Source organism: Salmonirosea aquatica (assembly GCF_009296315.1).
In the GTDB taxonomy this organism is placed as follows: Bacteria; Bacteroidota; Bacteroidia; order Cytophagales; family Spirosomataceae; genus Salmonirosea; species Salmonirosea aquatica.
The window spans coordinates 5,924,036-5,948,825 of the sequence record NZ_WHLY01000002.1; the positions used below are offsets into that span (position 1 = coordinate 5,924,036).

21 protein-coding genes and 3 tRNA genes are annotated in these 24,790 nt (G+C 51.1%); 16 read left to right on the plus strand and 8 right to left on the minus strand.

Going from position 1 to position 24,790, the window contains the following annotated elements; all coding sequences use genetic code 11:
- The first annotated feature begins 8 nt into the window (after positions 1-8).
- Genes GBK04_RS25720 through GBK04_RS25730 form a run of 3 tightly spaced genes read left to right on the plus strand, consistent with a single transcriptional unit; the run spans position 9 to position 1,523 of the window.
- Positions 9-245, plus strand: coding sequence for a hypothetical protein (locus GBK04_RS25720; RefSeq protein ID WP_152764745.1), 237 nt, complete (start codon positions 9-11; stop codon positions 243-245).
- Complete coding sequence (locus GBK04_RS25725) at positions 214-1,191, plus strand: hypothetical protein (RefSeq protein WP_152764747.1); 978 nt, start codon at positions 214-216, stop codon at positions 1,189-1,191. Before GBK04_RS25720 ends, GBK04_RS25725 begins: the two co-directional genes overlap by 32 nt.
- A complete protein-coding gene (locus GBK04_RS25730; protein ID WP_152764749.1) occupies positions 1,188-1,523 on the plus strand; it encodes a hypothetical protein in 336 nt (111 codons plus the stop codon). Before GBK04_RS25725 ends, GBK04_RS25730 begins: the two co-directional genes overlap by 4 nt.
- Before the next feature lie 90 nt (positions 1,524-1,613).
- On the opposite strand, the gene GBK04_RS25735 is transcribed toward GBK04_RS25730, so the two are convergent.
- From GBK04_RS25735 to GBK04_RS25755, 5 genes are all read right to left on the minus strand, one after another.
- Entirely contained in the window at positions 1,614-2,906 is a 1,293-nt protein-coding gene (locus GBK04_RS25735) for a terminase large subunit domain-containing protein (RefSeq protein ID WP_152764751.1), read from the minus strand.
- A 5-nt stretch (positions 2,907-2,911) separates the two neighbouring features.
- Positions 2,912-3,406, minus strand: a complete 495-nt coding sequence (locus GBK04_RS25740; RefSeq protein WP_152764753.1) for a hypothetical protein — start codon at positions 3,404-3,406, stop codon at positions 2,912-2,914.
- Between the two features lie 245 nt (positions 3,407-3,651).
- Positions 3,652-3,756: transfer RNA gene (locus GBK04_RS25745), tRNA-OTHER, on the minus strand.
- Positions 3,737-3,916 carry a hypothetical protein gene (locus tag GBK04_RS25750; protein ID WP_152764755.1) on the minus strand — a complete coding sequence of 60 codons (180 nt, stop codon included), beginning with the start codon at positions 3,914-3,916 and terminating at the stop codon, positions 3,737-3,739. The genes GBK04_RS25745 and GBK04_RS25750 overlap by 20 nt, the downstream gene beginning before the upstream one ends.
- A 173-nt stretch (positions 3,917-4,089) precedes the next feature.
- Positions 4,090-4,163: transfer RNA gene (locus GBK04_RS25755), tRNA-Met, on the minus strand.
- Between the two features lie 225 nt (positions 4,164-4,388).
- Between GBK04_RS25755 and GBK04_RS25760 the strand changes: the two genes are divergently transcribed.
- Positions 4,389-4,694 (plus strand): SH3 beta-barrel fold-containing protein, encoded by a 306-nt coding sequence (locus tag GBK04_RS25760; protein WP_152764757.1) that lies wholly within the window; start codon positions 4,389-4,391, stop codon positions 4,692-4,694.
- Between the two features lie 61 nt (positions 4,695-4,755).
- Complete coding sequence (locus GBK04_RS25765) at positions 4,756-5,418, plus strand: DUF3560 domain-containing protein (RefSeq protein WP_152764759.1); 663 nt, start codon at positions 4,756-4,758, stop codon at positions 5,416-5,418.
- 161 nt (positions 5,419-5,579) lie between these two features.
- Here GBK04_RS25765 and GBK04_RS25770 read toward each other — a convergent pair.
- A tRNA-Glu gene (locus tag GBK04_RS25770) sits at positions 5,580-5,651 on the minus strand.
- A gap of 267 nt (positions 5,652-5,918) precedes the next feature.
- On the opposite strand from GBK04_RS25770, the gene GBK04_RS25775 reads away from it, so the two are divergent.
- The gene (locus GBK04_RS25775; protein WP_152764761.1) at positions 5,919-8,420 is read left to right on the plus strand and encodes a M14 family metallopeptidase; all 2,502 of its coding nucleotides are present in this window, start codon (positions 5,919-5,921) and stop codon (positions 8,418-8,420) included.
- A 78-nt stretch (positions 8,421-8,498) separates the two neighbouring features.
- Here the strand turns inward: GBK04_RS25775 and dapA are convergent, their stop codons facing one another.
- Positions 8,499-9,389, minus strand: coding sequence for a 4-hydroxy-tetrahydrodipicolinate synthase (gene dapA / locus GBK04_RS25780; RefSeq protein ID WP_152764763.1), 891 nt, complete (start codon positions 9,387-9,389; stop codon positions 8,499-8,501).
- 121 nt (positions 9,390-9,510) lie between these two features.
- A complete protein-coding gene (gene ligA / locus GBK04_RS25785; RefSeq protein ID WP_152764765.1) occupies positions 9,511-11,598 on the minus strand; it encodes an NAD-dependent DNA ligase LigA in 2,088 nt (695 codons plus the stop codon).
- A gap of 166 nt (positions 11,599-11,764) precedes the next feature.
- Here ligA and rpe point away from each other — a divergent pair, with 166 nt between their 5' ends.
- The 10 genes from rpe to GBK04_RS25830 all read left to right on the plus strand — a co-directional run bounded on the left by rpe (position 11,765) and on the right by GBK04_RS25830 (position 24,787).
- Entirely contained in the window at positions 11,765-12,415 is a 651-nt protein-coding gene (rpe, locus tag GBK04_RS25790) for a ribulose-phosphate 3-epimerase (protein WP_152764767.1), read from the plus strand.
- Between the two features lie 49 nt (positions 12,416-12,464).
- The gene (locus GBK04_RS25795; protein WP_373331342.1) at positions 12,465-14,801 is read left to right on the plus strand and encodes a M14 metallopeptidase family protein; all 2,337 of its coding nucleotides are present in this window, start codon (positions 12,465-12,467) and stop codon (positions 14,799-14,801) included.
- Complete coding sequence (locus tag GBK04_RS31125) at positions 14,765-15,034, plus strand: hypothetical protein (RefSeq protein ID WP_373331343.1); 270 nt, start codon at positions 14,765-14,767, stop codon at positions 15,032-15,034. Before GBK04_RS25795 ends, GBK04_RS31125 begins: the two co-directional genes overlap by 37 nt.
- 230 nt (positions 15,035-15,264) lie before the next feature.
- On the plus strand, positions 15,265-17,322 hold the full coding sequence (locus tag GBK04_RS25800) for an OmpA family protein (RefSeq protein ID WP_152764769.1): 2,058 nt from the start codon (positions 15,265-15,267) through the stop codon (positions 17,320-17,322).
- A gap of 113 nt (positions 17,323-17,435) precedes the next feature.
- Positions 17,436-18,269 (plus strand): transketolase, encoded by an 834-nt coding sequence (locus GBK04_RS25805; protein WP_152764771.1) that lies wholly within the window; start codon positions 17,436-17,438, stop codon positions 18,267-18,269.
- Positions 18,262-20,259, plus strand: coding sequence for an NAD-dependent epimerase/dehydratase family protein (locus tag GBK04_RS25810; protein WP_152764773.1), 1,998 nt, complete (start codon positions 18,262-18,264; stop codon positions 20,257-20,259). Before GBK04_RS25805 ends, GBK04_RS25810 begins: the two co-directional genes overlap by 8 nt.
- Positions 20,256-21,176 (plus strand): transketolase family protein, encoded by a 921-nt coding sequence (locus GBK04_RS25815; RefSeq protein WP_152764775.1) that lies wholly within the window; start codon positions 20,256-20,258, stop codon positions 21,174-21,176. The genes GBK04_RS25810 and GBK04_RS25815 overlap by 4 nt, the downstream gene beginning before the upstream one ends.
- Entirely contained in the window at positions 21,173-22,867 is a 1,695-nt protein-coding gene (locus GBK04_RS25820) for a hypothetical protein (protein WP_152764777.1), read from the plus strand. Before GBK04_RS25815 ends, GBK04_RS25820 begins: the two co-directional genes overlap by 4 nt.
- Before the next feature lie 3 nt (positions 22,868-22,870).
- A complete protein-coding gene (locus tag GBK04_RS25825; protein ID WP_152764779.1) occupies positions 22,871-23,977 on the plus strand; it encodes an acyltransferase family protein in 1,107 nt (368 codons plus the stop codon).
- 60 nt (positions 23,978-24,037) lie between these two features.
- Complete coding sequence (locus GBK04_RS25830) at positions 24,038-24,787, plus strand: glycosyltransferase family 2 protein (RefSeq protein ID WP_152764781.1); 750 nt, start codon at positions 24,038-24,040, stop codon at positions 24,785-24,787.
- Positions 24,788-24,790: the final 3 nt, after the last annotated feature.

Genomic DNA, 24,790 nt, shown 5'->3' on the forward strand with positions numbered 1-24,790 from the left:
CCATCCCCATGCTAACCATCATCCTGATCATCCTTTACACCTCCGGCTTCGTCCTGATGTTTCTGACCCTGCTGCTGCTCGACGATGAGCGTACCACTTTCCTGAATTCCATGATCAAGCTGGCCGGCATCATCTTCTGGCCGTTCGTACTAATATGGTACCTGCTCGAATCCGCAGGCGTATTCCGCAAATTCAGCAAATCCGCCTCGCCTGATGCACCAGTGGAGCACGATTCCTGGCTTTGACGGCCAGCCCACCCGGTTCGGCATAGCGTCGGCTTGCCATTGCCTTATCTGCGGCAGTCGGCGCATGGCCTGGCAGGATGGTGTAAACACCGTCCACCACTACGCCACCCACAGCCAGTACCTGGGCACCACCGAACCCGAGTGCACCGAGGCCGACCTGGCTGAATTAGAATTGCCTTTCACTTTACTTCAACCCCAATCCCCCATGACAACCGCCACCATCCAACGCATCGAGCAGAAAATCCAGGACATGATCGGCCTCACGTTCCTGTTCATGCAGGACCCCGACCCGCACACCATCCTGAACTACGACCTGCGCAACAACCGCCTGATCATCTCCTCCGACCGGCGCATGTTCAACTTCGAGGCCAAGAACGCTCTAAAACTCCTGGAAGCGTTCAGGCCGGTTGAACCCCAATCCCGAGCCGAGGAGCTATTCGAGGGTGTAATGGCCATGGCGCAAGGCCACACCGCCGGGCAGCCCGATCCCGATGAGGTACCCGTTGAGCCGGAAGCCGAAGTAACGGAAATGCTACCCGAATCGGAGCACACCCATACCCACCCCATCGTCGAAGAAATGAAGGAATTGGCGGTAGCTGTCGTGGACAAAGCCAGGGAGATGGACATCCAAGTCGAAACCGAGAATCCCGCCAAAGCGGAAGGAAGGTCAATATCCGATCGCCCGTGGCCAGTCGCGCTCTACCAAATGCTCACCCCCATCGTTAGCGACTACGAGAAGGCGCTCAGTCGCGTCCGGCACTACCGCGACGCCAAAGCCATCAACCGGGCCATCTACCTTCATCCTGATGCGGAGGAAGTCGATGCCGAGCTGGCAGAGGAAATCTATACCCTGGCCATTGAGCGGGCGCAGCAGGAAGTTCAGGACACTGAAAAGGAATTTCGGCAGGTCATCGTGGATTACATTAGCATCACGCGTGAGCTATGAGAGTAGAGATCAACGACCTGATGTGTGTCAGCCAAAAGCGTGTTCAGCACCGAATTCCACGATCCAAAAGAAAGCGAATTCGGCGCAAATGGGCGAAGAATCCCGAAAATTTCAAATGGGTAGAAAAACACATAGTGTACGAAATCAACGGTACCTTATACGTGTCAACCAAAGCGTTTGAAGTGCTGAAAGCCCAAGCCACCGGACAAGTCGATACAATGGATGCCCTGATTGAAACGCGTGCGTTTCCTCATCCGATGTTCACTGACCCAATCGACCGGGAGAAGATACCAATTTCACCACCAATGATGGGTTTTCAATTCGCAACATAGGAAGAGTTGTAACAATTCTTATATATACAGCAAATGTTAATACCAACCTAACACGCTGCCAATGAGCGGGTTTTTATTTGCTTAGCAAAATCAAGCCGCATACCCCAGCTGCGTGAAAGTCTCGAAATCGAAGTTCATCAGGTCGTAGCGCAGGGTGTCGTTCATGTGGCCATAGTCCTCCTTATTCATGTCGTCCTTATCCATTCCCCCCTCCACCGTCGTCTTCACCCTGCGGATATCGGAGATAAGCGTCACACAACCGGGATCGATTACCACGTCCAGGTTCTTGGTCAGCGCGTTGCAGATCAACCGGCTGTTCACGTGCTCAGGGTTGGAGGTCGGGTACTGGTCGAAATACACCCATTCCGCCTTGTGGCGTTCAAAATACATTTCCAGCAGCATCCGCCCGCTGGCATTGCCACTCGTGAAGGCAGATCCCGCCCGGCCCGAGGCATCGCCCGTCACATGGATGATGTTATGGCGGTACTTGAAGCATATTTCCTGTACTAGCGCTTCGAGGTCCTCTCCATCCCCCCCCAGCATGTAGTACTCCTCGATGTAGCGCCTTTCGCGGCCCGTCCGCTGGGTCACCAGGCAGCTGTTGCGCTTGTTGTAGTCGAAGGAAAGGTACACCGCCAGCTTTGGGTCATACGCCACCGGCCGCACCACCTTGCTTAGGTCGATGTGCCGCCAGAACGGGTTGCCGTTCACCTCGATCCACTTCACCTCGTAGAGGCTGGCGAATATGTCGTCGGGCAGCTCGCGCTGGGCCGCCAGAATCTCCTCCCGGCTCAGGATGCCCTCGTCCACCGCGTCCCAGGCCGTGATGCAGTGGTACTCCCAGTCCGCCCCCATGTTGCCCTTCTCCACGTCCCCCACCAGCTTGGAGCCCCAGTGCTTGGGGTGCGTCTTGTTGCCGATGAACTTGACGGGAGCCTCCGTCTTGGTGATCGTGCTGCGCAGGGCGTACCAGGCCGTGGCCTTGGCCCGGGTGAACTCGTCGAAGACCGCCGCGTACACGTCCTCCCCATACAGCGAATCCGGCTTGTCGGCCGACTTGAACCAGATCCGCGCCCCGTGCCAGAGCTGGATGTACAGCTTGGACTTGTTGGTCTTCACCAGCCGCCGGTTGATCAGCACGCCCAGGTACCGCTCCATGCGGTCGAAGGCGATCTCCGCCTGAGAGCTCACCGGAGCCACCCACCAGTAGTTGCGGCCCAGCTCCCCCTCCTCGACGGCCTTGGTCAGCAGCCACACGATGTGGGAGTAGGTCTTGCCCACCTTCGTGCTGGCCTCGGTGATGGTATACCGGCACGTTGATTCAATAATCTTGCGCTGATAGGAAGCGTAGGGGCTGAATTCAAGTTCTATCTCTAACGCCATCGCACCTATGCTTTGATTTTTACGACGATGGTCTTATCGGCATTCAGTCCGCCGCTCTCCACGCCCAGTATCGTCAGCCGCTTGTCGATGATGGCCAGGATACCCGACATGTAGGCGGCATTGGGCTCCTTTTCCTTGGTAGTGTGCGTCACTTCACTGATGGCAATCATTTCATCATCCTTCCCGTCCTTCCCCTCGACGGTGGCCAGCCCGGTACCTTTTTTCCGGTGCTCTGTGAAATCCCGCTTGCTGCGCTCCCAGGCATCCCACAGCTCCGACTCCATCCGGTCGAGCTTGACGAGCTGGTCGGTGATGATGTCGTCGATGTTGCTCAGGTTGGTGTCCCGCCACCGTTGGCGCAATGCTTTCAGATCCTGGCTGACCTGCGAAGGTGTCACGCCCGCCATTGCCGCGATTCTAAACTGGGGTACCCCTTGCAAGTACTGCTCAGAAACCAACATTAGCCGCTGCTCTATCTCCTCATGAGTGTGAAACGGCATAGTAAGAATAGTTATGGGTTAAGAGTGACACCCAAAATTAATACTATATTTAATCATTCGGCAGCTTATCATACCAACAAAAAAGCCTCGGACAAACGCCCGAAGCTTTTTGATTATATCCACACCATAATAAATAAAAACGAATGCCGTCTTTCCGGCTGTAATCGGATTAAAACTTAGTGGGCTCTCCGATCACCAGCAGGCCTAAGCCCCTGGCAGCATATAAGTGCGTGAAACGCAGCTTGGGAAGGAGGCCGGACTTGAACCGGCAATTTCAGACCTACTGGGCGTTGTGAAATCCGATTTCTCGGCAAACCGCACGCTTTGCGTCTACATTCCGCCACCCCTTCCACCGCCGTATCGCTCCGGCTGACGAGTCTCCTCGGTTTCCGGCATCTTCACCGGATAATTTCTGCGCCCTGGCCTCGCTTCCACCGTTGTACTTCCGGCTTCGTCTCGGATGCTTCTGGCTTCAATATCCTGACCGTTGTACACCGACCAAGAATCCAAAACCAGTTTTTCGGGCTCTCTCTCTGGTTGTATGCTGCACCAGCGGAATTCGAATCCGCACTTCCTAAGTCCACGACTTTCACGCTACTTGCCCGCAGGCGACCGGATATAACGGTATGATGCAAACCTTGCCTGCCCTTAGGGCGTACGGTCCAACGACCGGCGGACTTCCGTAGCGGGAGGTGGACTCGAACCACCGACCTCCGGGTTATGAGCCCAGCGAGCTAACCATCTGCTCCATCCCACGATTTTGATACACAAATATAAATCCTTTTATCAAAATAATATCATAATTAATAAAATATTTATTTTTAGCAAATCCACCATTATTGAGTTTTCTCGTAAAACCAGCCAGAATTAACTATAAACCGCTATTTCAAAGGATATTCTTTAAAAAATAGTTATCAAAATATTTGATTAATATTAATTATAATATTACTTTTGATAAGTCAAACAATCAAAACTTAATAACATGAAAATCCAAGCACAAGCAATGCAGATGGCCCACGCCATCAAGTCCCGGTACCTGAACTTCGGCCTTGCCCTATCCGCCGCCTGGAAAGCCGTCAAGCTTCGCCGCCTGATGCAGGCCGGGCAGGCCGCCTTCGCTTTCACCAAGAAGGATGGCAGCATCCGCCACGCCGTGGGTACCCGCTCAGCCGGACTGATCCCAGCCGCCTTCGCCCCGAAGTCACCCAGCCAACCCACCACCCTGATCAACTTTTTTGACGTGGAGATTCAGCAGTGGCGCAGCTGCCAGCCCTGGCAATTGAATTGATCTTTCTTTTCAAAGCCCGTCGGCTACCGGCGGGCGTATTTCACTCAACCATCCAACCCCCATGAATACCTATAGTAAATTTGCTCCGAATGTGTTCCTTGCCAAATGTGATCAGCTATACCAAACCGGCGATGTGATCGAGGTCCAGACCCGGCACGGCAAGGAGAATGAATGTGAGGTCCACAATCTGATCTACGAGCAGGGCGGCTTCTACTTTTACTCCATAACCCGAACCGACGGCTTCAACGCCCAGGAGCGGGCCAAGGCGAAGGCCGACCGGCTGAACGGATACGCGGCCACGGCTGAGCGGAAAAGTAACGAGTACTATGAGGCCTCGCACGAAGGGAAGGATTTTCTTAGCCTTGGGGAGCCCATCAAGGTCGGCCACTACAGCGAAAAGAGGCACCGCGCCTTGATCGACCGCAATTGGAACCGCATGGGAAAATGCGTGGAGTTCTCCGATAAGGCCAAGGACTACGAAGCCCGCGCTGCCTATTGGGAAAGCAAGACCCAGGAGGTCAACCTGTCCATGCCCGAAAGCATCGGGTATTACGAGTATAAGTTAGAGAAGGCGACGGAGTACCATGCCGGGCTAAAATCAGGCAAATACGAATTGCGACACTCCTACTCTCTCACCTACGCCAAAAAGGAGGTGAACCTTGCGCAGAAGAACCTTGATTTGGCGCGCCGGCTTTGGGAGCAGCCCGATTCTTCTGAAAAATGATAAACCCACCTCCCGTAGCCACGTAATTGATTCAGCCTTTATTTCAACTGAAACGGTGGCCTAAATACGCGGTTATTTGAAAGTGTTTCAGTAATGTTTCAGCAATATAACAATAAAGCCCTGTAAGTATATGACTTACAGGGCTTTATAATTGTCGGCTGTGACCCATAGGGGAATCGAACCCCTGTTTCAACCGTGAAAGGGTCGTGTCCTAACCGCTAGACGAATGGGCCGACTGGTCCCTTATTTTCGTGTAGGAAAACACTTTCCTTTCATTTCCGTTTCCTTTTTCCGAAAACGTGGTGCAAATATGGGCGGTTGATTTTAATTATCCAAAACCTACCTCCAAAAAAACCAGAACAATTTTCAAATGGACTCATTTCCAGTACCTTGATTTATTACAATTCTTAAATTAGGAAACCCATTTCCCGGAAATAGCTCCAAAAGGCGTTTTTTTGTTATTTTTGAAATCTTATCGCCGATTCACGAATTCCCTGAAAATGAAAAAAATCTTATTCTCATTAGTTTGTCTCCTGCTGGCAACCACCTCCTTCTCCCAAAACCCAATACCCGAATCGTACCTCGGTTATCCGCTGGGAAGCCGATTTTCATTCCATTACCGCATCGCCGGGTACGTGGAATTACTGGCGCAACGAAATCCCACCCAGGTCAAACTCATCCCCTATGGATCTACTTACGAAGGACGCCCGCTGATGGTAGCCGTGGTAGCCTCTCCCGAGAACCTTGCCCGTCTGGAAACCATCCGGACCGACAACCTGAAAAGCATCGGAATCATGGCGGGTACCCCTACGGGCAAAGTACCCGCCATCGCCTGGTTGAGCTATAATGTCCATGGTAATGAGGCGGTTTCGTCCGAATCGGTCATGAAAGTGCTGTATGAATTGCTGAACAAAGACAATAAGACCACCCAGGATATTCTGAAAAACACCGTAGTAATTCTCGATCCCTGCATCAACCCTGACGGACGTGATCGGTACGCCCAATGGTACAACCGGGTAATGGCCGCCCAGCCCAATCCGACCCCCTGGGCCTGGGAACACAACGAACCCTGGCCGGGTGGACGCTACAACCACTACCTTTTCGATCTGAACCGGGATTGGGCCTGGCAACTTCAGAAAGAATCGCAGGAGCGCATCAAACTCTACAATCAGTGGATGCCGCATCTGCACGCCGATTTCCACGAGATGGGTTCATCAAGTTCGTATTATTTTCCTCCGGCGGCCAAACCCTTCCACAAGGATATTACCCCCTGGCAGCGCGAGTTCAATAACATTCTGGGTACCTACAGCCGGAAATATTTTGATAAAAATGGCTGGTTGTACTTCACCCGTAACAACTACGATCTGTTTTACCCTAGCTATGGCGATACCTGGCCCACTTACAACGGAGCCATTGGCATGACTTACGAGCAGGGTGGCGGTGGTCGGGCGGGGGTAGCTATCGCCCGCGAGGACGAAGGCGATACCCTGACCCTTTCTTCGCGCATCGACCATCACTTTGCTACGAGCATGTCGACCCTAGAAGCCATTTCATCCCGGGCCGAGCAGACGGTAAAGGAATTTGTCAGTTATTACGATCGGGCGCAAAAAGAGCCCATTGGTACTTTCAAATCGTATCTGGTTAAGACAGAAGGCGATGTCGGGCGGGCACTGGCCCTGCAGGAATTACTCGACAAACAGGGAATTCAATACGGATTGGTGGGTAAAAATTATTCGGGAAAGGTTACCAGCCTCACGACGCTCGCCGATGAATCGGCCAAATTTGAGAGTAAGGACCTGTTGATCAGTGCCTACCAGCCCAAGTCGTCTTTACTGAAAATCCTCTTTGAGCCACGTCCCGAACTGGAAGACTCCATCACCTACGATATTACGAGTTGGGGGTTAGCGTATGCTTACGGTTTGAAAGCCTACGGGTCAAAAGAACGGCTCACTCCCACCGCAACCCAGGTTTTGAAAGTGACGAACGAGGTTCCATCTCAACCACCTTATGCTTACCTGGCCCGATGGGATTCCTTCAACGATCTGCGTTTTCTTACCGAACTGCTCACCAGTAAAATTCGCTTGCGCACCTCCAATGTACCCTTTGAAATCGATGGTACCACCTATGGAGCAGGTACCCTGGTGATTACCCGAAAGGGCAACGAAAATCTTGGCGTTGATTTTGACCGGATGGTCACGGGTATAGCCGACCGCCTGGGCGTAACCCTCGTACCTGCCCAAACGGGTTTCGTTACGTCAGGTTCTGACTTTGGCTCGGGCAATGTGGCACCTCTGACCGCTCCTAAGGTAGTAGTCATGTCGGGCAACGGGGTGTCGCCTCTGGCTTTTGGCGAGGTGTGGCATTTCTTCGAGCAGCAAATCCACTACCCGGTGACCGTAGTGGAGGGCGAAAACTTTTCGCGCCTACCCTGGAACGAGATCGACGTGCTGATTCTTCCTACCGGTAGCTACAGTAAAATATTGACTGATAATGCCCTTACCCAATTGAAAGAATGGATTCGGAACGGCGGTAAACTGATTGCGATGGAGGAAGCCAATGGAGCTTTGGCCAACAAAACCGATTTCGATTTGAAACGGAAGAGTAAAGAAAACGCGGCCAAAGATAAAGAATCGCCTCTTAAACTATATGCCAACCGGGAACGGGAATCGGCCAGTGATGATACCCCGGGCAGCGTATATCAGGTTAAGCTCGATACCACCCATCCTCTGGCTTTTGGTTATACCGGCGATTATTTTGGCCTGATACGCAGTACCTATAATTTTGAGTACTTACCCGAGGGATGGAATGTGGGGTACCTGGAGGGGGATAGCTACCGCGCGGGTTTTGCGGGGGTCAACGCCAAAGAGCGTTTGAAAAACACCCTCATCTACGGTGTTCAGGAAATGGGTCAGGGTGAAATTATTTATATGGCGGACAATCCCCTATTCCGGGGGTTTTGGTATAATGGAAAGTTGCTCTTCGGAAATGCCGTTTTTCGTTAAAGCCTAACCTTTTCCGGGCAAAAAGAGAGGGACGGTTCACATCATGTGAACCGTCCCTCTCTTTTTGATTATTGCTGATCAAATAAAACCCTCCCGCTGCATGGCGGCACGGAGCTTGCCATCGAGCGACTCGGAGGCTTTTATCAGGGGGAGGCGTACATTCGATCCGCACACTCCCTTGATGGCTAAACACTGCTTGATACCTACGGGATTTGACTCCGCATACAGCAGGCTATCGAATTCTATGAAGGAAAACTGAATTGCGGCGGCTTCCGGAAAACGCCCTTCCAGGGCGTGCCTGGTAAGGTCACTGAACTCCCTGGGGAAAGCGTTGGCAATCACGGAAATGACCCCGTGCCAGCCCAGGCTTACCATAGGTACCACCAGGTTGTCATCACCCGAGAGAAGGAGAAAATCTTTGGGTGCTTTCCAGGCTATTTCCATGTACTGTTCTATGGTCGAGCAGGCATCCTTCAGACCAATTATGTTGGGATGTTTGGCTAGTTCAAGAATTGTGGCACATGTCATGTTAACCACGGTCCGTCCGGGAACATTATACAGGATTAATGGTACAGGCGAAACCTCGGCAATGGCAGTAAAATGGGCGATAATGCCCGCCTGCGAGGGTTTATTGTAATAGGGACAAACTGAAAGGAGGGCGTCGACACCCGTAAAATCGGTGGCAGCTATTGCTTCGAGAACCGCGCGGGTGTTGTTGCCCCCGAGCCCGTAAATAATGGGTAATTGGCGGGTGTTATGCTGTTTCGTGAATTCCAGCAGCGCCTTTTTCTCATCGGGCGAGGTCGTGGAGGTTTCACCGGTGGTACCCTGCACCACCAGGTAATCCACGCCCCCCTCAGAAACGAATTCAATGAGGTTTTTAAGCCCTGGGTAGTCAATATTCTCGTGTTCGTCAAAAGGGGTTATCAGGGCCACGCCCACGCCTTTGAATCGCTCGTCCAACGCCATGTAAAGTGTATTGAGGGGTACGCCCCCGCGTTTAGAAATTTGGGATTGGAATACCTACCGATCATTCGATCAATGGTTCCTATTTTTTTGCAAAGGTAAAACCCTTGGCGGATATTTGGATTTAAGAAGTAAGCATTGCCACGAATTCTTCCTCCGACAGAATCGTCACGCCAAGTCGCTTCGCTTTTTCCAGCTTGGATGGTCCCATATTTTCACCGGCTACCAGGTAGTTGAGCTTACCCGAAACCCCGCTCAGTACGCGTCCCCCATTCGCTTCAATCCTGGCTTTCAGCTCATCCCGATCAAAGTGCTGAAAAACGCCCGAAATCACGAAGGTTTTGCCCTGGAGCGTATCTGATTCGATTTCAATGGGTACCTCGTCGGTAGCAAAGTTCAGCCCGGCCATCCGAAGACGCTCGATCAGGCGTTGGTTTTCGGGATCGCTGAAATAGTCGCGCACACTCTGCGCAATCCGACCCCCGATTTCGGGTACGTTAACGAGTTCTTCCAGGGAGGCGGTCATAAGGGCATCCATGTTTCGAAAATAGGCCGCCAGCTTTTCCCCCACTGTGGCTCCCACGTAGCGGATACCCAGGCCAAACAGCAGGTTTTTGAAGGGTACCTCTTTCGAACTTTCGATTCCTTTCAGGATATTTTCCACGGTTTTTTCGCGGAAACTGATTTTCTTGGTTTTTCCGGTTTCTTCGTTGAGAATTTCTTTTTCCAATCCCAGCAATGAATCGTAGTTCAGGTCGTAGAGATCGGCCACCGTATGAACCAAACCTTTATCGAAAAGTAATTCTATTTTGCCCTCACCCAGGCTATCGATGTTCATGGCCCGGCGCTGGATGAAATGCTCGATTTTCCCCCTCAATTGGGGCGGACAACCACGCTCGTTGGGACAGTAAAAAGCTACTTCACCCTCCGGCCGAATCAGGGTAGTCCCGCATTCGGGGCAATGGGTAGGAAAATGGATTTGTTCCGTATCAAACAGGGTGCGCTGGGTATGGTCCACTCCCGTAATCTTGGGAATGATTTCGCCGCTTTTTTCGACAAATACCGTATCGCCCAAATGCAGCCCAAGCCGTTCCAACTCGTTGGCATTGTGCAGGGTAGCCCGTTTGACCTGAGTGCCGGAAAGGTGCACCCCCCTGGCTTTCTCATAGGGTACCCCCCGCTCGGATAACGCCGATAGGTTGGCTACGGGAGTCACCGCGCCCGTTCGACCTACCTGGTAGGATACGAAACGCAGCAGGGCCGGTTTGTTTTCCGCTTTGTATTTGAAGGCAATAGCCCAGCGTGGGCTTTTCGAAGTGCTGCCCAATTCGCGTTGTTGGGCATAATCGTTTATTTTCAATACAATTCCATCCGTGGCAAGGGGTAGCTTGTATCGTTTTTCCTCCCATTCATGGATAAAAGCAATAGCTTCGTCGATCGTATGGCATTTTCTCCAACCCGGTGAAACATTGAACCCCCATTTCTGTAGACCGATCAGGCTTTCCTCGTGTGACTGAAAAATGTCCTCATCGCTCAGAAAGGAATAAACATAGCAATCGAGACCGCGGCGAGCTGTCTCGGCGGAGTCCTGTAGCTTGAAAGCGCCGGAAGCCGCATTTCGGGGGTTGGCATACAGGGAGTCGCCGGTAGCCTCGAGTTCGGCATTGAGCCGTTCGAATGAGCTGAGAGGCATAAATCCCTCGCCACGTACCTCTAAAAACCCAGGTATGGCATCGCCCGAAATCCGTAAAGGCAACGAACGGATCGTTTTCACATTGGCAGTGATATCATCCCCCCGGGTACCGTCGCCCCGGGTAACGCCCCGCTGTAAAAGTCCATCCTCGTAGGTAAAACTGAGAGAAATCCCGTCGAACTTCAACTCGCACACGTACTCGTGGCTCTCCTCGCCCAGCCCTTTTTTCACACGCTCATCAAAGCTTCGCAGCTCCGCCTCGCTATACGTATTATCCAGCGATTGCATGGGGTACCTATGGTAGACCGTCGGAAAGTTTTTGGTGATGGTACCTCCTACCCGCTGCGTGGGTGAATCAGCCAATTTCAAGGCTGGATGCTCGTTTTCTAACGATGTCAGCTCTTTTAACAGTTCATCAAACGCCTGGTCGGATATTTCAGAGACGCTGTCCTGATAGTACCTGTCATTGAAGTAGTTGATTCGATCGGTCAGGTAGGCAATGCGTTCGGCAGGAGTCATGAATAGCAATACGTTGATTTACAAACAAATACAGGCTACTAGCCCAAACAAAAGGCCTACAACAAGCCGTTTTAGTCCTTTTATGCTTATTTTCGCTCAAAAGTAGCAAAAAGCAATCGGCCATCGAACAGCCGCCTTCAATTTCATTTCCCTCCCCTTTACCCATATGCCCTTAATCTCGCCTTCCATTCTTGCCGCTGATTTCGCCAATCTTCAACGTGACGTTGAAATGCTCAACCGTAGCGAAGCCGACTACATGCACGTGGATATAATGGATGGCATGTTCGTACCCAACATTTCGTTTGGCATGCCGGTGTGCCAGGCCGTGAATCGCCACGCTCAGAAACCCCTCGACGTGCACCTGATGATTGTGGACCCCGATCGGTACCTGAAGGATTTCCGCCAGGCCGGCGCTGAAATCATTACGGTCCATTACGAAGCCTGTCCCCACCTCCATCGCACGGTGCAACACATCAGGGAATTGGGCGCCCAGCCGGGGGTAGCCCTCAACCCGCATACTCCCGTCGAATTGCTGACCGATATTTTAACGGATATTTCCCTGGTACTGATTATGTCGGTCAATCCGGGTTTTGGCGGTCAAACCTTTATTGAAAATACCTACCGGAAAGTAAGGAAGCTGGCCGAGATGCGCCGCGAAAGCGGAGCCGATTTTTTGATCGAAATCGATGGGGGCGTGAACAGTGAAAACGCCCCCCCTCTGCTAAAGGCAGGCGCGGATATGCTGGTAGCCGGTAGCTTTGTCTTCAAATCGCCTGATCCCCTCCAAACGATTTCCATTCTGAAAAACACCGAATAATGTACGGCTTACAGCAACCCTCCTTACTAACATACTATTCAACCAAGGCATGAAAAACCTCTACGTAATCCTGCTGGTTCTCCTGAGTTCCGTGCCTCTTGCCGCGCAAAACAGCTACTACTTCCCGGGTAGGAAATTCAATCCCAACATTCTTTCCCCGGATGCTTTCCTGGGGTACTCCGTAGGTACCCACCATACGCGCTACGATCAGATCGTGGCGTATTTCGAGTACCTGGGTACCGTTTCGAATCGTGTGAAATTCCAGACAACGGGTCGTACGTACGAGTACCGCCCGCAGTTGATGGTGGCCTTCAGTAGCCCGGAGAATCTGAAAAATCTGGAAAGCATCCGTCAGAACCATATTAAGCTGGTGGACCCTGCCGCTACCATGCCGGATATTAAGGCCATGCCCGTAGTGCTTCAACTGGGATACAATGTGCATGGCAACGAAGCTTCGGGCGGCGAGGCTTCTATCCTAACGGCCTACTACCTGGCGGCGAGTGAAGATCCGGAAATCCAGAATACCCTGACCCACGCGGTTATTTTCATAGAACCCGTCATCAATCCCGACGGTCGTGACCGCTTTGTGAATTGGGTGAATATGCACAAAGGCATGCCGCCCGTTTCGGACCCTAACGATCGTGAACATAATGAAGTGTGGCCCAGTGGGCGGGTGAATCACTACTGGTTCGACCTGAACCGCGATTGGTACTTGGCGGTGCATCGCGAAAGTCGAAACCGGCTGAATTTCTACCATCAGTGGTACCCCAACGTCGTGACCGACCACCACGAAATGGGTACCAACTCCACTCATTTTTTTGAACCTTCCAAGAAAAGCGCCGAGAATCCCCTCGTGCCCGACTACGTGTACCGCACCCTCAACGACACCTTTGCCCGATACTTCGAGACGGCCATGAACGAGATCGGTTCGCTGTATTATTCCAAGGAGTCATTCGACAACCTGTATCCCGGCTATGGCTCAAGCTACCCCGATATCGAAGGTGGCATTGGTTTCCTGTTCGAGCAGGGCAGCTCCCGGGGACACGTGCAGGAAAGTCAGAACGGATTGCTGACGTTCTCGTTTGCAGTCCGTAATCATCTGGTCAACGCCCTGGCTACGATCCGGGGAGCCGTTGCAGAGCGCGAAAACCTGCTTCGTTTCCAACGGGAGTTTTTCGATTCGGCCCTGGCGGCGGCGAAAAAGAACCCGATCAAGGGCTACGTGGTGAGTGCGGGCGATGACGAAACCCGGAGCCGGGCTTTCTTGAATACGCTACTGCTGCACCGGATCCAATGCTATCCCCTGGACAAAGAAATGAAGCAGGAAGGTCAGACCTTCCTCGCGGGCCGTAGCTACTACGTACCCATGAACCAGCCCCAGTACCGCATGATACAGTCCGTTTTTGAAAAACCAGTTACCTTTGCCGACAGTATTTTTTACGATGCCTCGGCCTGGAACCTACCCCTGGCCTACGGACTGAACCACACCGAAATCAGATCCGGCAACGTGTCTACCGGCAATCCGGTCACCTTCGAATCTTTGGCGATTGCGCCGGTACCTTTTGAAAAAAGCAGGTACGCCTACCTGTTACCCCCTACGGATTTCAACACCCACAAGGCTTTGTACCAACTGCTTTCTGCGGGCAATTTGGTTAAGGTAGGTCAAAAACCCTTCCGCACCGGGACCGATCAGGGTGAGAAATCCTTCGGCAGTGGTACCCTGCTCATTCCTGTACAAGCGCAGAAAACAACTTCTGACTCTTTGTATAAAAAACTGATAGAAATCGCTGCTTACACGGGAGTACATTTTTACTCAGTAAAAACAGGGTACAGCCTGGAAGGGGTTGATTTGGGAAGCAACACCTTTGAAACCGTCAAGCTTCCCAAAGTGCTGATGCCGATCGGCCAGGGTACCAGTCAGTACGAGGCGGGGGAAGTTTGGTTCATGATGGATCAATACTTAGGCATGCCCATTACAAAAGTGGAGTTGGGTGATCTCGGCAGGGTCAATTTGGGTGAATATGATGTCATTGTGATGGTCAGTGGACAGTACCCTTCGGAAGCTGGATTTGTAGGAAAACTGAAAACCTGGGTCGAGGGAGGGGGTACCTTAGTAACTTTCAAATTGGCATCGGAATGGGCTATTAAAAATAAACTGGTCGCGGAGAAAATCCGAAGCCTGAAAGACAGTTCTAAGACCCAGGAGCGTCTCGATTACAGTAAAGCCGTCGATCAGGAAGGGGCTAAATATACGGGGGGGCCATCTTTCTGGCTGATCTCGATACCACGCATCCCTTGGGATATGGTTTTACGGACCGCAAGATCGCCCTATACCGTAATAGTAACACTTTGCTGGAAATCTCGGAGAACCCCTACGCTACTGTAATTCAGTACGACAAAAACCCGCTCCTCAACGGGTACGTTCATCCGCAATCTCTGAAAAAAATCGCTTCCTCGGCGGGCTTGCTGTCCACGACGGCCGGACGGGGACATATTCTTTTGTTTTCTGATAATCCCAATTTCCGGGGTACCTGGCTGGGTACCAGTCGACTTTTTTTCAATGCGTTATTTTATGGTAAGACCATTTCTACCCCCGCAGTAGGCTCCTCTAAAGAGTAGTTTGCTTTTTTTCGGTAAATTCAAATTTCAAATTGTTTTTAAGAAGAGGGTACCTTAGTGAGTGAGGAAGTGTGATTGCCTTTTAAGTCGCCTACCTCTGCCCAATATTTTAACAATTCAGTGCTTAGTTCGACCAGAGGCCCGTTTGGGTGCAGAGAAGCAAATCAATGCGTTTTGGCAAGGAATTGACTGGTGAATTCGTTCAACCATAAAAGTGAGGTGTGCTAACTATGAATTATTTTCCATTGAATATACACACTACTACCCTACGGACCATCCTGCTGTTTTGCGTGCTTACCGGAATCAATCGGGAAGTTAGCGCACAGGAAAGCCTTTGGGCGGCCAAAATCCTGGGCTATTCTTCGGAATATCGTCCCGGCCCCTATGGGAAAGAGTTTCGAGCTATTCAGATTCTGGGACGGCCCAACAAACTTCCCGACATCGGGAATAGTCCCTGCGCCTGGTCGCCCGCCCAGGCCAATTCGATCAACGACGAATGGATCAAGGTAGGTTTCGAAAAAAGCATTCCGTTGCGACAGGTGGCGATTGCTGAAAATTTTAACGCCGGGGCCATTTCGCGGGTATATGCATATAATGAAAAAGGAGAAGAGATTCTTTTGATCGAGAATTCGATAACCCCCACCAAAGAAATCGGGAAGTTCACCTACATTTTTCCTTCCGATTCCAGTCTGGTGGCTAATGCCATCAAGGTAGTTCTCCAGCCTTCCCGGGTAGTGGGTTTCAATCAAATCGACGCTATCGGGATTTCTTCGTCCACGGTACCCATGAAAGCGGAGATTCATGTTTTTCCGGATACACCCAAAGATTTGCAAAAAGAAAATTTAGGCAAGAATGTCAATTCAAAAGGTCAGGAAGTAGCTCCGGTAATTTCACCGGATGGAAAGATGCTGTTCTTCACCCGGAGCAAATTTGCGGGTAATATCGGATCACCCGCCCGACAGGATGTGTGGGTATCTACCCTGGACAATGCAAACGTCTGGCAGGAAGCGGTCAATCTCAACGCGCCCATCAACAACGAAGGCGACAATGCCATCACAGGCATTTCACCCGATGGAAAGACCGTGTACCTGATCAATGTATACCGACCTGATGGTACCATGGTCAATGGCTTGTCCAAGTCGGTGCGGACGCGTGAGGGGTGGTCTTTTCCCAAAGAATGCAAAATCAGAAACCATTACAACGATCATGAGCGCAACTTTACGGAGTTTGCCATTTCTCCCAAAGGCAAAGTACTGATCCTCTCGGTGCAACGCCGCGATACCGAAGGGAACAAGGATCTGTATGTTTCATTTTTACAGCCTGACGATACCTGGTCGGAACCCAAACACATGGGCGATGTGATCAACACTCCCGATTACGAAGGATCGCCTTTTGTAGCTTCCGACGACAAGACGCTCTATTTCACATCCGCCGGCTTCAGTGGCTACGGAAACGGCGACATTTTTGTCTCCCGTCGTCTGGACGACACCTGGACCAATTGGTCCGAACCCGAGAACCTGGGCCCCAGCATCAACACGCCCCAGTGGGACGGGTACTTTAACATTCCGGCCTCGGCCGATTACGCCTACCTGAGTTCCATGGAAAACTCACTGGGTGAGGAGGATATCTTTCGGGTACGGCTTTTCCCGGCCATAAAACCCGAACCCGTCGCGATTATTTCTGGCAATGTGATGGATTCGGAAACGAATCAAATGATGGGTGCCGATATCGTCGCCGATATTAAAAGTTCCAATGAAGAATTCTCCAAGGCCACTTTTGAACCCGAAACGGGAGAGTATAAAATGATTCTCCCTTTGAAGGATTTGTATCGGATTACGGCCAGCCATGAGGGGTACTTTCCGGTAACCGAAGAGATCGACCTGACACGAGAATCCAATTTCCGCCTTATTCGGAAGAACATCCTGATGATGCCCATTAAAGAAGGCCAGAAAATTCGCCTGAACCAGCTCATGTTCAATCAGAGTAGCGCGGAGGTTGTACCAACCTCCCTTCCGGAAATGGATCGTATTGTGAAGATGATGACCGATTACCCAACCATGGAAATCCTGCTGGAAGGACATACCGACAATGTGGGGGATTGGCAGAAAAACATTAAACTCTCGGAAGACCGGGTGATGGAAGTTAAAAGGTACCTCAATTCGAAAGGGATTCCCCTTAACCGTATCCAAACCAAAGCCTGGGGTGGAGCCAACCCGATTTCCAGCAATGTGACCGAGCAAACCCGAAAGTGGAACCGCCGCGTGGAATTTACGATTCTGAAAATGTGAGTCCCATTCTCAGGGAGCGCGTGGGTACCGTTGCCTAAGAATTCGTACCTTTCGGGCGAATTTAGCCGAAAAGAACCCTAATTTTGCGGTTTGTAGCCATTTGAAAAACGGATATGTCACACGTATCAGACTATATACTAGCCAATTCCCAGCAGGTCAGCGGAGAGCTGCGCCTGAAAATCCTCAGTCTTTATAACCAGGCTCATGCCGGGCACATCGGGTGTTCGCTCAGCTGCATCGACCTGATGATCGGGGTTATGTTACTCAATAAACGGCCCGACGACACCTTTATCCTTTCCAAAGGCCACGCCGCGGCTTCATTGTACGCCTGTCTGAACTACCTGGGCGAAATCAGCGACGAACAACTGGCTACCTATTACCTCGACGGTACCTCCCTACCCGCCCACCCTGCTCCCGGCCAGTACGCGGGCATTCCGTTTGCGACGGGCTCGCTCGGCCACGGATTGCCCATTGCCACGGGCATCGCCCATGCGGCCAAGCTCCGCAGGGAAGACAGTTATGCCTTCGCCCTGCTATCCGACGGAGAAACCAACGAAGGTACCACCTGGGAAGCAGCGCATTTTGCCATTCAACACAAGCTTGACAACCTGTTTATGTACGTTGACAAGAATGGATTGCAGGGATTCGGCACCACCAGCGAAGTACTGGGCGACACCGCCGACGCGGCCAAATGGCAAGCGATAGGCTTCGAAACCATCGAAATCGACGGCCATTCCATAGCCGAAATTAACGAAACCCTGCATACCCTAAAAAATCGCAAGAACGGTCTACCCAAAGCTATCATTGCCCACACAGTTAAGGGCAAAGGGGTAAGCTACATGGAAAATAAACTTGAATGGCACTACCTGCCCATGAATCCCGAACAGTATGAGATGGCTCAAAAGGAAATTCAGGAACGGTACACTTTGATCCCCGCGAATGCCTGAGTCATCCCTATCTTTTGCCGATTCCGTGCTGAAACTCAAGGGTCCCGTGTTCGTGTTCGGGGCGAGCGGCTTTATCGGCGTCAATTTGTTTCACGAAATATTCAAGCTGCGGCGGGACTGTTACGCCCTCACCCACGATGCCACCAAAGCCTGGCGGCTCAAACTACTGGATGTACCCTACGAAAATGTGGTTCATTGCGATATTCTGTCGGGCAATTCGGTGCGGGAGGTTTTTGAAAAATACAAACCCCGTACTGTTTTCAATCTGGCCGCTTATGGGGCGTATAGTAAGCAGAGCAATGTTAATCTGACCTACGAAACCAACGTGCTCGGCACGGCCAATATTCTGCAGCAATGTACCCCCGACACGGTATACATTCACGCCGGCAGTAGCTCCGAGTACGGCTTCAATTGTACAGCTCCGAAGGAAGAAGACCGCGTCGAGCCCAATAGTCACTATGCAGTATCCAAGGTTTCAGCGGCCTACCTGCTTGAATACTACGCCCGGGTACATGACCTGAATACCCTCAACCTGCGTCTGTATTCCATTTACGGCTATTGGGAAGAACCCGACCGGCTTATTCCCCGGCTGATCGAAAAAGCCCGGCATGGGGAGTTGCCTTCCTTCGTTTCGCCCGATATCAGCCGCGATTTTGTTTTCATCGAAGACTGCCTGAAGGCATTCATCGTTTGTGCGCTCGGCGTCAATGAACACAACCGGGGCAAATCGTATAACATTGCTACGGGTCAGAAAACGACCATCGGTGAGTTGGTGGAAGTCACACGTACCCTGTTTACTCTGGCAGTAGCACCCGAATGGGGTAGCATGACCAACCGCAAGTGGGATTTGGCCGACTGGTACGGAGACCCATCCTCCATCGAAGCTGACTTGGGCTGGCGGGCTACCACCTTGCTTGAAAACGGACTGTCCAAAACCCGGGCCTGGCAAGATGAAATGGGGTACGAGTCCACGGTAATTCCTGCCTTTGAGAATCCCTATCTCAATCCCGTCATCACGGCAATCATTGCCTGCTATAAGGATGCGCAGGCGATTCCCTATATGTACGAGCGGCTGGTGAAAACCTTCAATGAGCTGAAAGTACGGTATGAGATCATTTTTGTCAACGACAATTCGCCCGATAACCAGGAAGCGATCATCGATGCCCTGTGCGATCGCGATCCTTCGGTGGTGGGAATCAGTCATTCCCGCAATTTTGGTTCTCAATCGGCTTTCCTTAGCGGGATGGAAATCGCGACGGGTGACGCTGTCGTGCTCATGGATGGCGATCTTCAGGATCCTCCCGAGATCATCCCCAGCTTTTACGAAAAATGGAGTGAGGGATACGACGTAGTGTACGGGGTACGGGTACAACGTGAGATGAAACCCCAGATCCATTTCTTTTATAAACTGTTTTATAAAATCTTCCAGAATCTGAGCTACGTCACCATACCCCGCGATGCCGGCGACTTCTCGATGATTGACCGCAAGGTGGTCAAAGAATTGGTCGATTTGCCCGAAACCGAGCAATTCCTGCGGGGGCTGCGGGCATGGGTAGGTTTCAGGCAAACGGGGGTACCCTATGTGCGGCCCGAGCGTATGTTCGGCGTATCGACCAACAACTGGCGCAAAAATATCTGGTGGGCTAAAAAAGCCATTTTTTCGTTTAGCTTCGCTCCATTGGAACTCATGAGCTACGCGGGCTTCCTGCTGACCGGTCTTTCCTTTTTGGGCATAATCTGGCAGATCGTGGCCCGGCTGCTTAACTTTGACCCTAGAACTCCCTACGGAATTTCGACCGTCATTATCCTGATCGTCTTTTTTGGAGGTCTGACGATTTTGGGTATTTCGTTTTTGGGTGAATATGTGGCCAAGATTTTCGAGGAGACCAAGAAAAGGCCTAAATTTATCCGTACCCGAATTCGGCGGGGGGCGAAAGCCTACAAATCGGCCGATGAAATTAGGACGCTGGTCAAACAACTGAACAAATGAGAGTAGAATTTTCGCAATCCATCGAGAAACTAGCTGCCGCTGACGAGTCCGTGGTTTTCATTACGGGCGATTTGGGCTATAATGCTTTCGAGAACCTGCGCGATGTGATGGGACCTCGCTTCATCAATGCCGGCGTAGCCGAGCAAAACATGGTGGGGGTAGCGGCGGGTATGGCCTATAAAGGCTTCAAGGTTTTTTGCTACAGCATTGCTCCGTTTGTCGTGTACCGTTGCCTGGAACAGTTCCGTAATGACGTTTGCTTTCATAATTTACCGGTTTTTCTGGTAGCCAATGGCGGCGGGTACGGGTATGGCATCATGGGAAGCAGCCACCACACGCTGGAAGACCTGGCCTGTCTGAGCGGGTTACAGCACGTTACTGCCTATGTACCCGCTTTCTCGGATGAGATTGAACCCATGGTGCAACACATTGCCACTCAGGCCAGACCTACCTACCTACGGTTGGGGGCGGGCAAGAAGACACCCGTCGATAGTTTTCAGACTGGTTCTTTCAAAGTAGTTCATGCGGCAGAAAATCCTGAAATCACACTGGTGACTTTGGGGCCCATTACGAACAATGCCTTATTCGCTTTGCATGAGCAGGAAAATCTCTTAAAATCCGTCACGGTACTTGCGGCCAATACATTTCCGCTAGAAATCAGTGAAACCATTCACACTATTCTTGCGGGTAGTTCCGCCATTGTGATAGCCGAGGAACACATAAGCACTGGAGGACTCGCCCAACAGTTATCGGTACAACTCCTGGAAAAAGGCATTAGGCCCGACCGATTCGTCAGTTTGCACGCCCAGGGGTACCCTGGTCATAAATACGGCAGTCAGCAGTACCATCAGCGACTTTCCCAACTTGATGCGGCAAGCCTCGCCGAATCGTTGCAAAGTCTGTTGCATCACGTATGAGCAAGCGGGCGGCCCAACTCCTCATAAGCCTCACCCTGCTGATTCCCGTTGGAATTTATTTTTGGGTATGGGACTACTACGCCTTGAATATTCCCAAATGGGACGACCACGCTCTAAAAGCGTTTTTGGTTGAATACCTGGATGCGCCGGGATGGACCGAAAAATGGCAAGCTATCTTTCGCCAACATAATGAGCATCGTATCACGGTTACCCGGCTAGTGGCCTTGTTCGACTATTCCCTATTTGGTCAGCTCAATTTCCGTCGGCTCATGTTCTATGGCAACCTGAGTATGCTGGGAATTATCGCACTGTGGTGGGTTTTGCTGCACCAAAACCGGAAACCATTTTACGCACTTATCCCAATTCCCTTCATCTGGCTTACACTTTCGCATTACGAAAATATGTACTGGGGTATGGCGGCGGTGCAGAATTTCGGCGTGGTGGTACTCAGTGTCTGGGCACTTTATTGCTGTGTTTCGCGCACCCGGTCCGTATTCCTGCTGGCTTTGGTACTGGCTGCCTTAGCCTGCTTTACCAGTGGCAACGGTTTGTTGGTTTTGCCCATTGGCGCACTTCTGCTATTTCTGGCTCCCCGCTGGAGGCGTCTCATCGCTTGGCTGCTCGCCAGTGGCACCTATTGTTTTGTGTATTTTCATGATTTCGCCCGTTCACCCGCCAATCCTGACAATACCTTTGGTTTTGGAAGTTTTATCAAAGGGTACCTTTATTTTCTGGGATCGTTTGCAGAATCGTTTCCTATCAATAACCATATCCAATTCTGCCTGATCCTGGGAGCAATCCTTTTCCTGGTGGCGGTTTCAATTGTTTCCACGACCCTGTTCAGGCTGGTCAGGAATCGCTACGAATACGATTTTGCCCGCATCACCGACCTATTCTGCCTGGGGGTACTTCTCTTCATTTTAGGTACGGCACTCATCGTGGTCTATTCGCGGGTAGGATTCGGACTGGAGGGTTTGTTGACAAGCCGTTATAAGATCTATTCTTTTTTGCTGCTGATTGTTACCTACCTCTTTGTTGTAATTCCCATACGAGGCAGTTTTCTCTCGCCCTATGTGTCAGGAATTGTGTTTCTGAATGCCCTGTATTCCATTTTCAGCTACCACTACCATCTGGTGGATGCCTATAATTGGCGTAAATTCCAGACTACCCAGCACTTCAACTGGACTTATCCGAACCGTACCCTGGCTCCCCTTGCGGATACTACAAAGGCGGGCTCGCTCGTGCAGCATTCGTCGATTTTTTATGAGCGGTGGCTGCCGCTTTTGAAAGTTGCCTCGCTTCAATCTTTTGCCGGACAAACCGCGGGCCTGACCGAACTTTCCCAAGCCACGAAAGTCCAGATCGATACGACCAGTATCAAGATTCGAAACACCTCTTACAAAAGCCAGCTTTTGCAGGACAGTGGCGTCTATTTTGTGCTTCGTTCAGCTCGCCGATATTACCTGTATCCTGCCTACCGTCAGCGGAATACCAACCGCAAACAGCTTTTCCTGAAGCAGGCTTACTTTGCGCCGGGCTTTTATTCCGACATTCCCTTTGCCGAGCTGGATCCTGGTAACTATGCTCTGGGATTCGTGTGGCAGCATGGTGAACGTGTGGGCATACTGATGGGAAAGGATTCGATTCAGGTAAGGTCGGTAAATAAGAAAACCATTCAAACCAACTGGTAGTCCATGCGAACGACAAATGGCGGGTACCTTATTCAACTGGACGGGCTCCGGTTCATCGCCGTGGCACTGGTACTGGTAGACCACTGGCTAGCCGAATTTAATAAGGTACCCTTTGGTCCCCTGGGAGTAACGCTATTTTTTGTGCTGAGCGGTTTTCTTATTACCCGCATCCTGATGCTAAGCCGGGACAAAAATTTCGGAAAAGCGGGCGGCATGGGTACCTACCTCCGGAAATTTTACATTCGGCGTACCCTTCGCATTTTTCCAATCTACTACCTTTCCATTGCCGTACTCTTTGCCCTCAATGTACCTCCCGTGCGCGACACCTTGGGCTGGTGCCTGCTGTATGCCACTAACATTTACATTGCAGTCAATCAACACTGGATGGGTGTCATCGATCATTTTTGGTCGCTGGCGGTCGAGGAGCAGTTCTATATCTTTTTTCCGTTTGTAATTTTTTTAATTCCCCGCAGGTGGCTTGTCCCTTTTCTGGCGTCCATGATCGTGATGAGCGTATTGCTGCGTTTTTATTTTTACTACGCGGGGTATGAGTGGATGGTCAATTATGTGTCCATGCCCATGTGCCTGGACTCCTTCGGTCTGGGTGGACTTATGGCCTGGCTTCAGCTTCGTCGACCTATGCTTTTTGAGAAAGTTTTCAGGAATCCGATTTGGATACTGGTAGGAATCGGGGCTTGGATACTGGTGGTGTACTGGTCAAAAACGTTCGTTGAAATCCACAATGTGGCCAACGATGTGGTCGATCGTTTTGTCAGTTCAGTCCTTTGCTTTTTTCTGATCGGGAAAGCCGTTTTGGGGTTCCAGGGAGGTATGAAATGGTTTCTGGAAAATCCTGTAAGTGTCTACATGGGAAAAATAAGTTATGGGATGTATCTCTACCATAATTTTGTGTATAATCACTTTCACACCCAACCCGAACATCCGACCTTACGGATACTGAACAAAATACACGGCTGGCTACCCGTACTTTCCAATTCCCTGGCCTTTCAAATGGCCTACTTTTTTTTAATCACCACTATCCTGGCGGCCTTATCCTGGCATTTCATTGAGAAACCGATTAATTCCCTAAAAGACAAGTATGCCCGCTGAAAGGGTGAGGTTCCTAGTTCAAAATCCGTAATTTTGCACCATCTATAATCTGAAAATTGAATGACCCTGGTACTTAGCATTGTAATGCCCGCCTATAACGAAGAAGACTGCATAGAAAAAGTAGTGGGCAATTGGACGGATTTCCTAAAAAATAAGTTTCCCAACGAAGCCACCACGTTGATTGTCATCAATGACGGCTCGAAAGATCGCACGGGTGAACTGCTTACAGCCATGGCCACCACCAATCCCCGCTTGACGGTGATCAATCAACCCAACGGAGGACATGGAAATGCCGTGGTAAACGGGTACCGCAAGGCGGTGGAGCTACAGTCTGACTATGTTTTCCAAACGGATAGCGACGACCAGTTCGTGACGGAGGATTTCGAAAAACTGTGGTCCAAACGTCGTGAATCCCGCTTCATATTGGGTTATCGGGAAATCCGCCACGATGCCTCGGTGCGGTTGTTCATCACGAAGGTACTCCGGGGTACCATTTCGGCCGTCTACGGTACCTATATCCTGGATAGCAATATTCCTTTCAGGCTCATCGAAGGTGGTTTTCTGAAACAACTCCTCAATCAACTGCCCAATCCCGAGCCTTTTGCTCCTAATATTTTCCTGGCGGTAATGGCCAAGAAATCGGGTGAGAAGTTATACGATATTCCCATTACCCACAAAGACCGGGAGACCGGCACGGTATCTATTGTGAAATGGAATTTGTGGAAAGTATGCATCCGTAGTTTCCGGGAATTGCTTCAGTTCCGGATCGACCTGAACGACAAAGTAAAAGCGCTCCGCTCTAATACCTAATCG

What these genes read in the sequence shown, in the direction of transcription:
- GBK04_RS25720 (WP_152764745.1), top strand. Translation starts at nt 9, where the DNA reads ATGCTAACCATCATCCTGATCATCCTTTACACCTCCGGCTTCGTCCTG.
- GBK04_RS25725 (WP_152764747.1), top strand. Translation starts at nt 214, where the DNA reads ATGCACCAGTGGAGCACGATTCCTGGCTTTGACGGCCAGCCCACCCGG.
- GBK04_RS25730 (WP_152764749.1), top strand. Translation starts at nt 1,188, where the DNA reads ATGAGAGTAGAGATCAACGACCTGATGTGTGTCAGCCAAAAGCGTGTT.
- GBK04_RS25735 (WP_152764751.1), bottom strand. Translation starts at nt 2,906, where the DNA reads ATGGCGTTAGAGATAGAACTTGAATTCAGCCCCTACGCTTCCTATCAG.
- GBK04_RS25740 (WP_152764753.1), bottom strand. Translation starts at nt 3,406, where the DNA reads ATGCCGTTTCACACTCATGAGGAGATAGAGCAGCGGCTAATGTTGGTT.
- GBK04_RS25760 (WP_152764757.1), top strand. Translation starts at nt 4,389, where the DNA reads ATGAAAATCCAAGCACAAGCAATGCAGATGGCCCACGCCATCAAGTCC.
- GBK04_RS25765 (WP_152764759.1), top strand. Translation starts at nt 4,756, where the DNA reads ATGAATACCTATAGTAAATTTGCTCCGAATGTGTTCCTTGCCAAATGT.
- GBK04_RS25775 (WP_152764761.1), top strand. Translation starts at nt 5,919, where the DNA reads ATGAAAAAAATCTTATTCTCATTAGTTTGTCTCCTGCTGGCAACCACC.
- dapA (WP_152764763.1), bottom strand. Translation starts at nt 9,389, where the DNA reads ATGGCGTTGGACGAGCGATTCAAAGGCGTGGGCGTGGCCCTGATAACC.
- ligA (WP_152764765.1), bottom strand. Translation starts at nt 11,598, where the DNA reads ATGACTCCTGCCGAACGCATTGCCTACCTGACCGATCGAATCAACTAC.
- rpe (WP_152764767.1), top strand. Translation starts at nt 11,765, where the DNA reads ATGCCCTTAATCTCGCCTTCCATTCTTGCCGCTGATTTCGCCAATCTT.
- GBK04_RS25795 (WP_373331342.1), top strand. Translation starts at nt 12,465, where the DNA reads ATGAAAAACCTCTACGTAATCCTGCTGGTTCTCCTGAGTTCCGTGCCT.
- GBK04_RS25800 (WP_152764769.1), top strand. Translation starts at nt 15,265, where the DNA reads ATGAATTATTTTCCATTGAATATACACACTACTACCCTACGGACCATC.
- GBK04_RS25805 (WP_152764771.1), top strand. Translation starts at nt 17,436, where the DNA reads ATGTCACACGTATCAGACTATATACTAGCCAATTCCCAGCAGGTCAGC.
- GBK04_RS25810 (WP_152764773.1), top strand. Translation starts at nt 18,262, where the DNA reads ATGCCTGAGTCATCCCTATCTTTTGCCGATTCCGTGCTGAAACTCAAG.
- GBK04_RS25815 (WP_152764775.1), top strand. Translation starts at nt 20,256, where the DNA reads ATGAGAGTAGAATTTTCGCAATCCATCGAGAAACTAGCTGCCGCTGAC.
- GBK04_RS25820 (WP_152764777.1), top strand. Translation starts at nt 21,173, where the DNA reads ATGAGCAAGCGGGCGGCCCAACTCCTCATAAGCCTCACCCTGCTGATT.
- GBK04_RS25825 (WP_152764779.1), top strand. Translation starts at nt 22,871, where the DNA reads ATGCGAACGACAAATGGCGGGTACCTTATTCAACTGGACGGGCTCCGG.
- GBK04_RS25830 (WP_152764781.1), top strand. Translation starts at nt 24,038, where the DNA reads ATGACCCTGGTACTTAGCATTGTAATGCCCGCCTATAACGAAGAAGAC.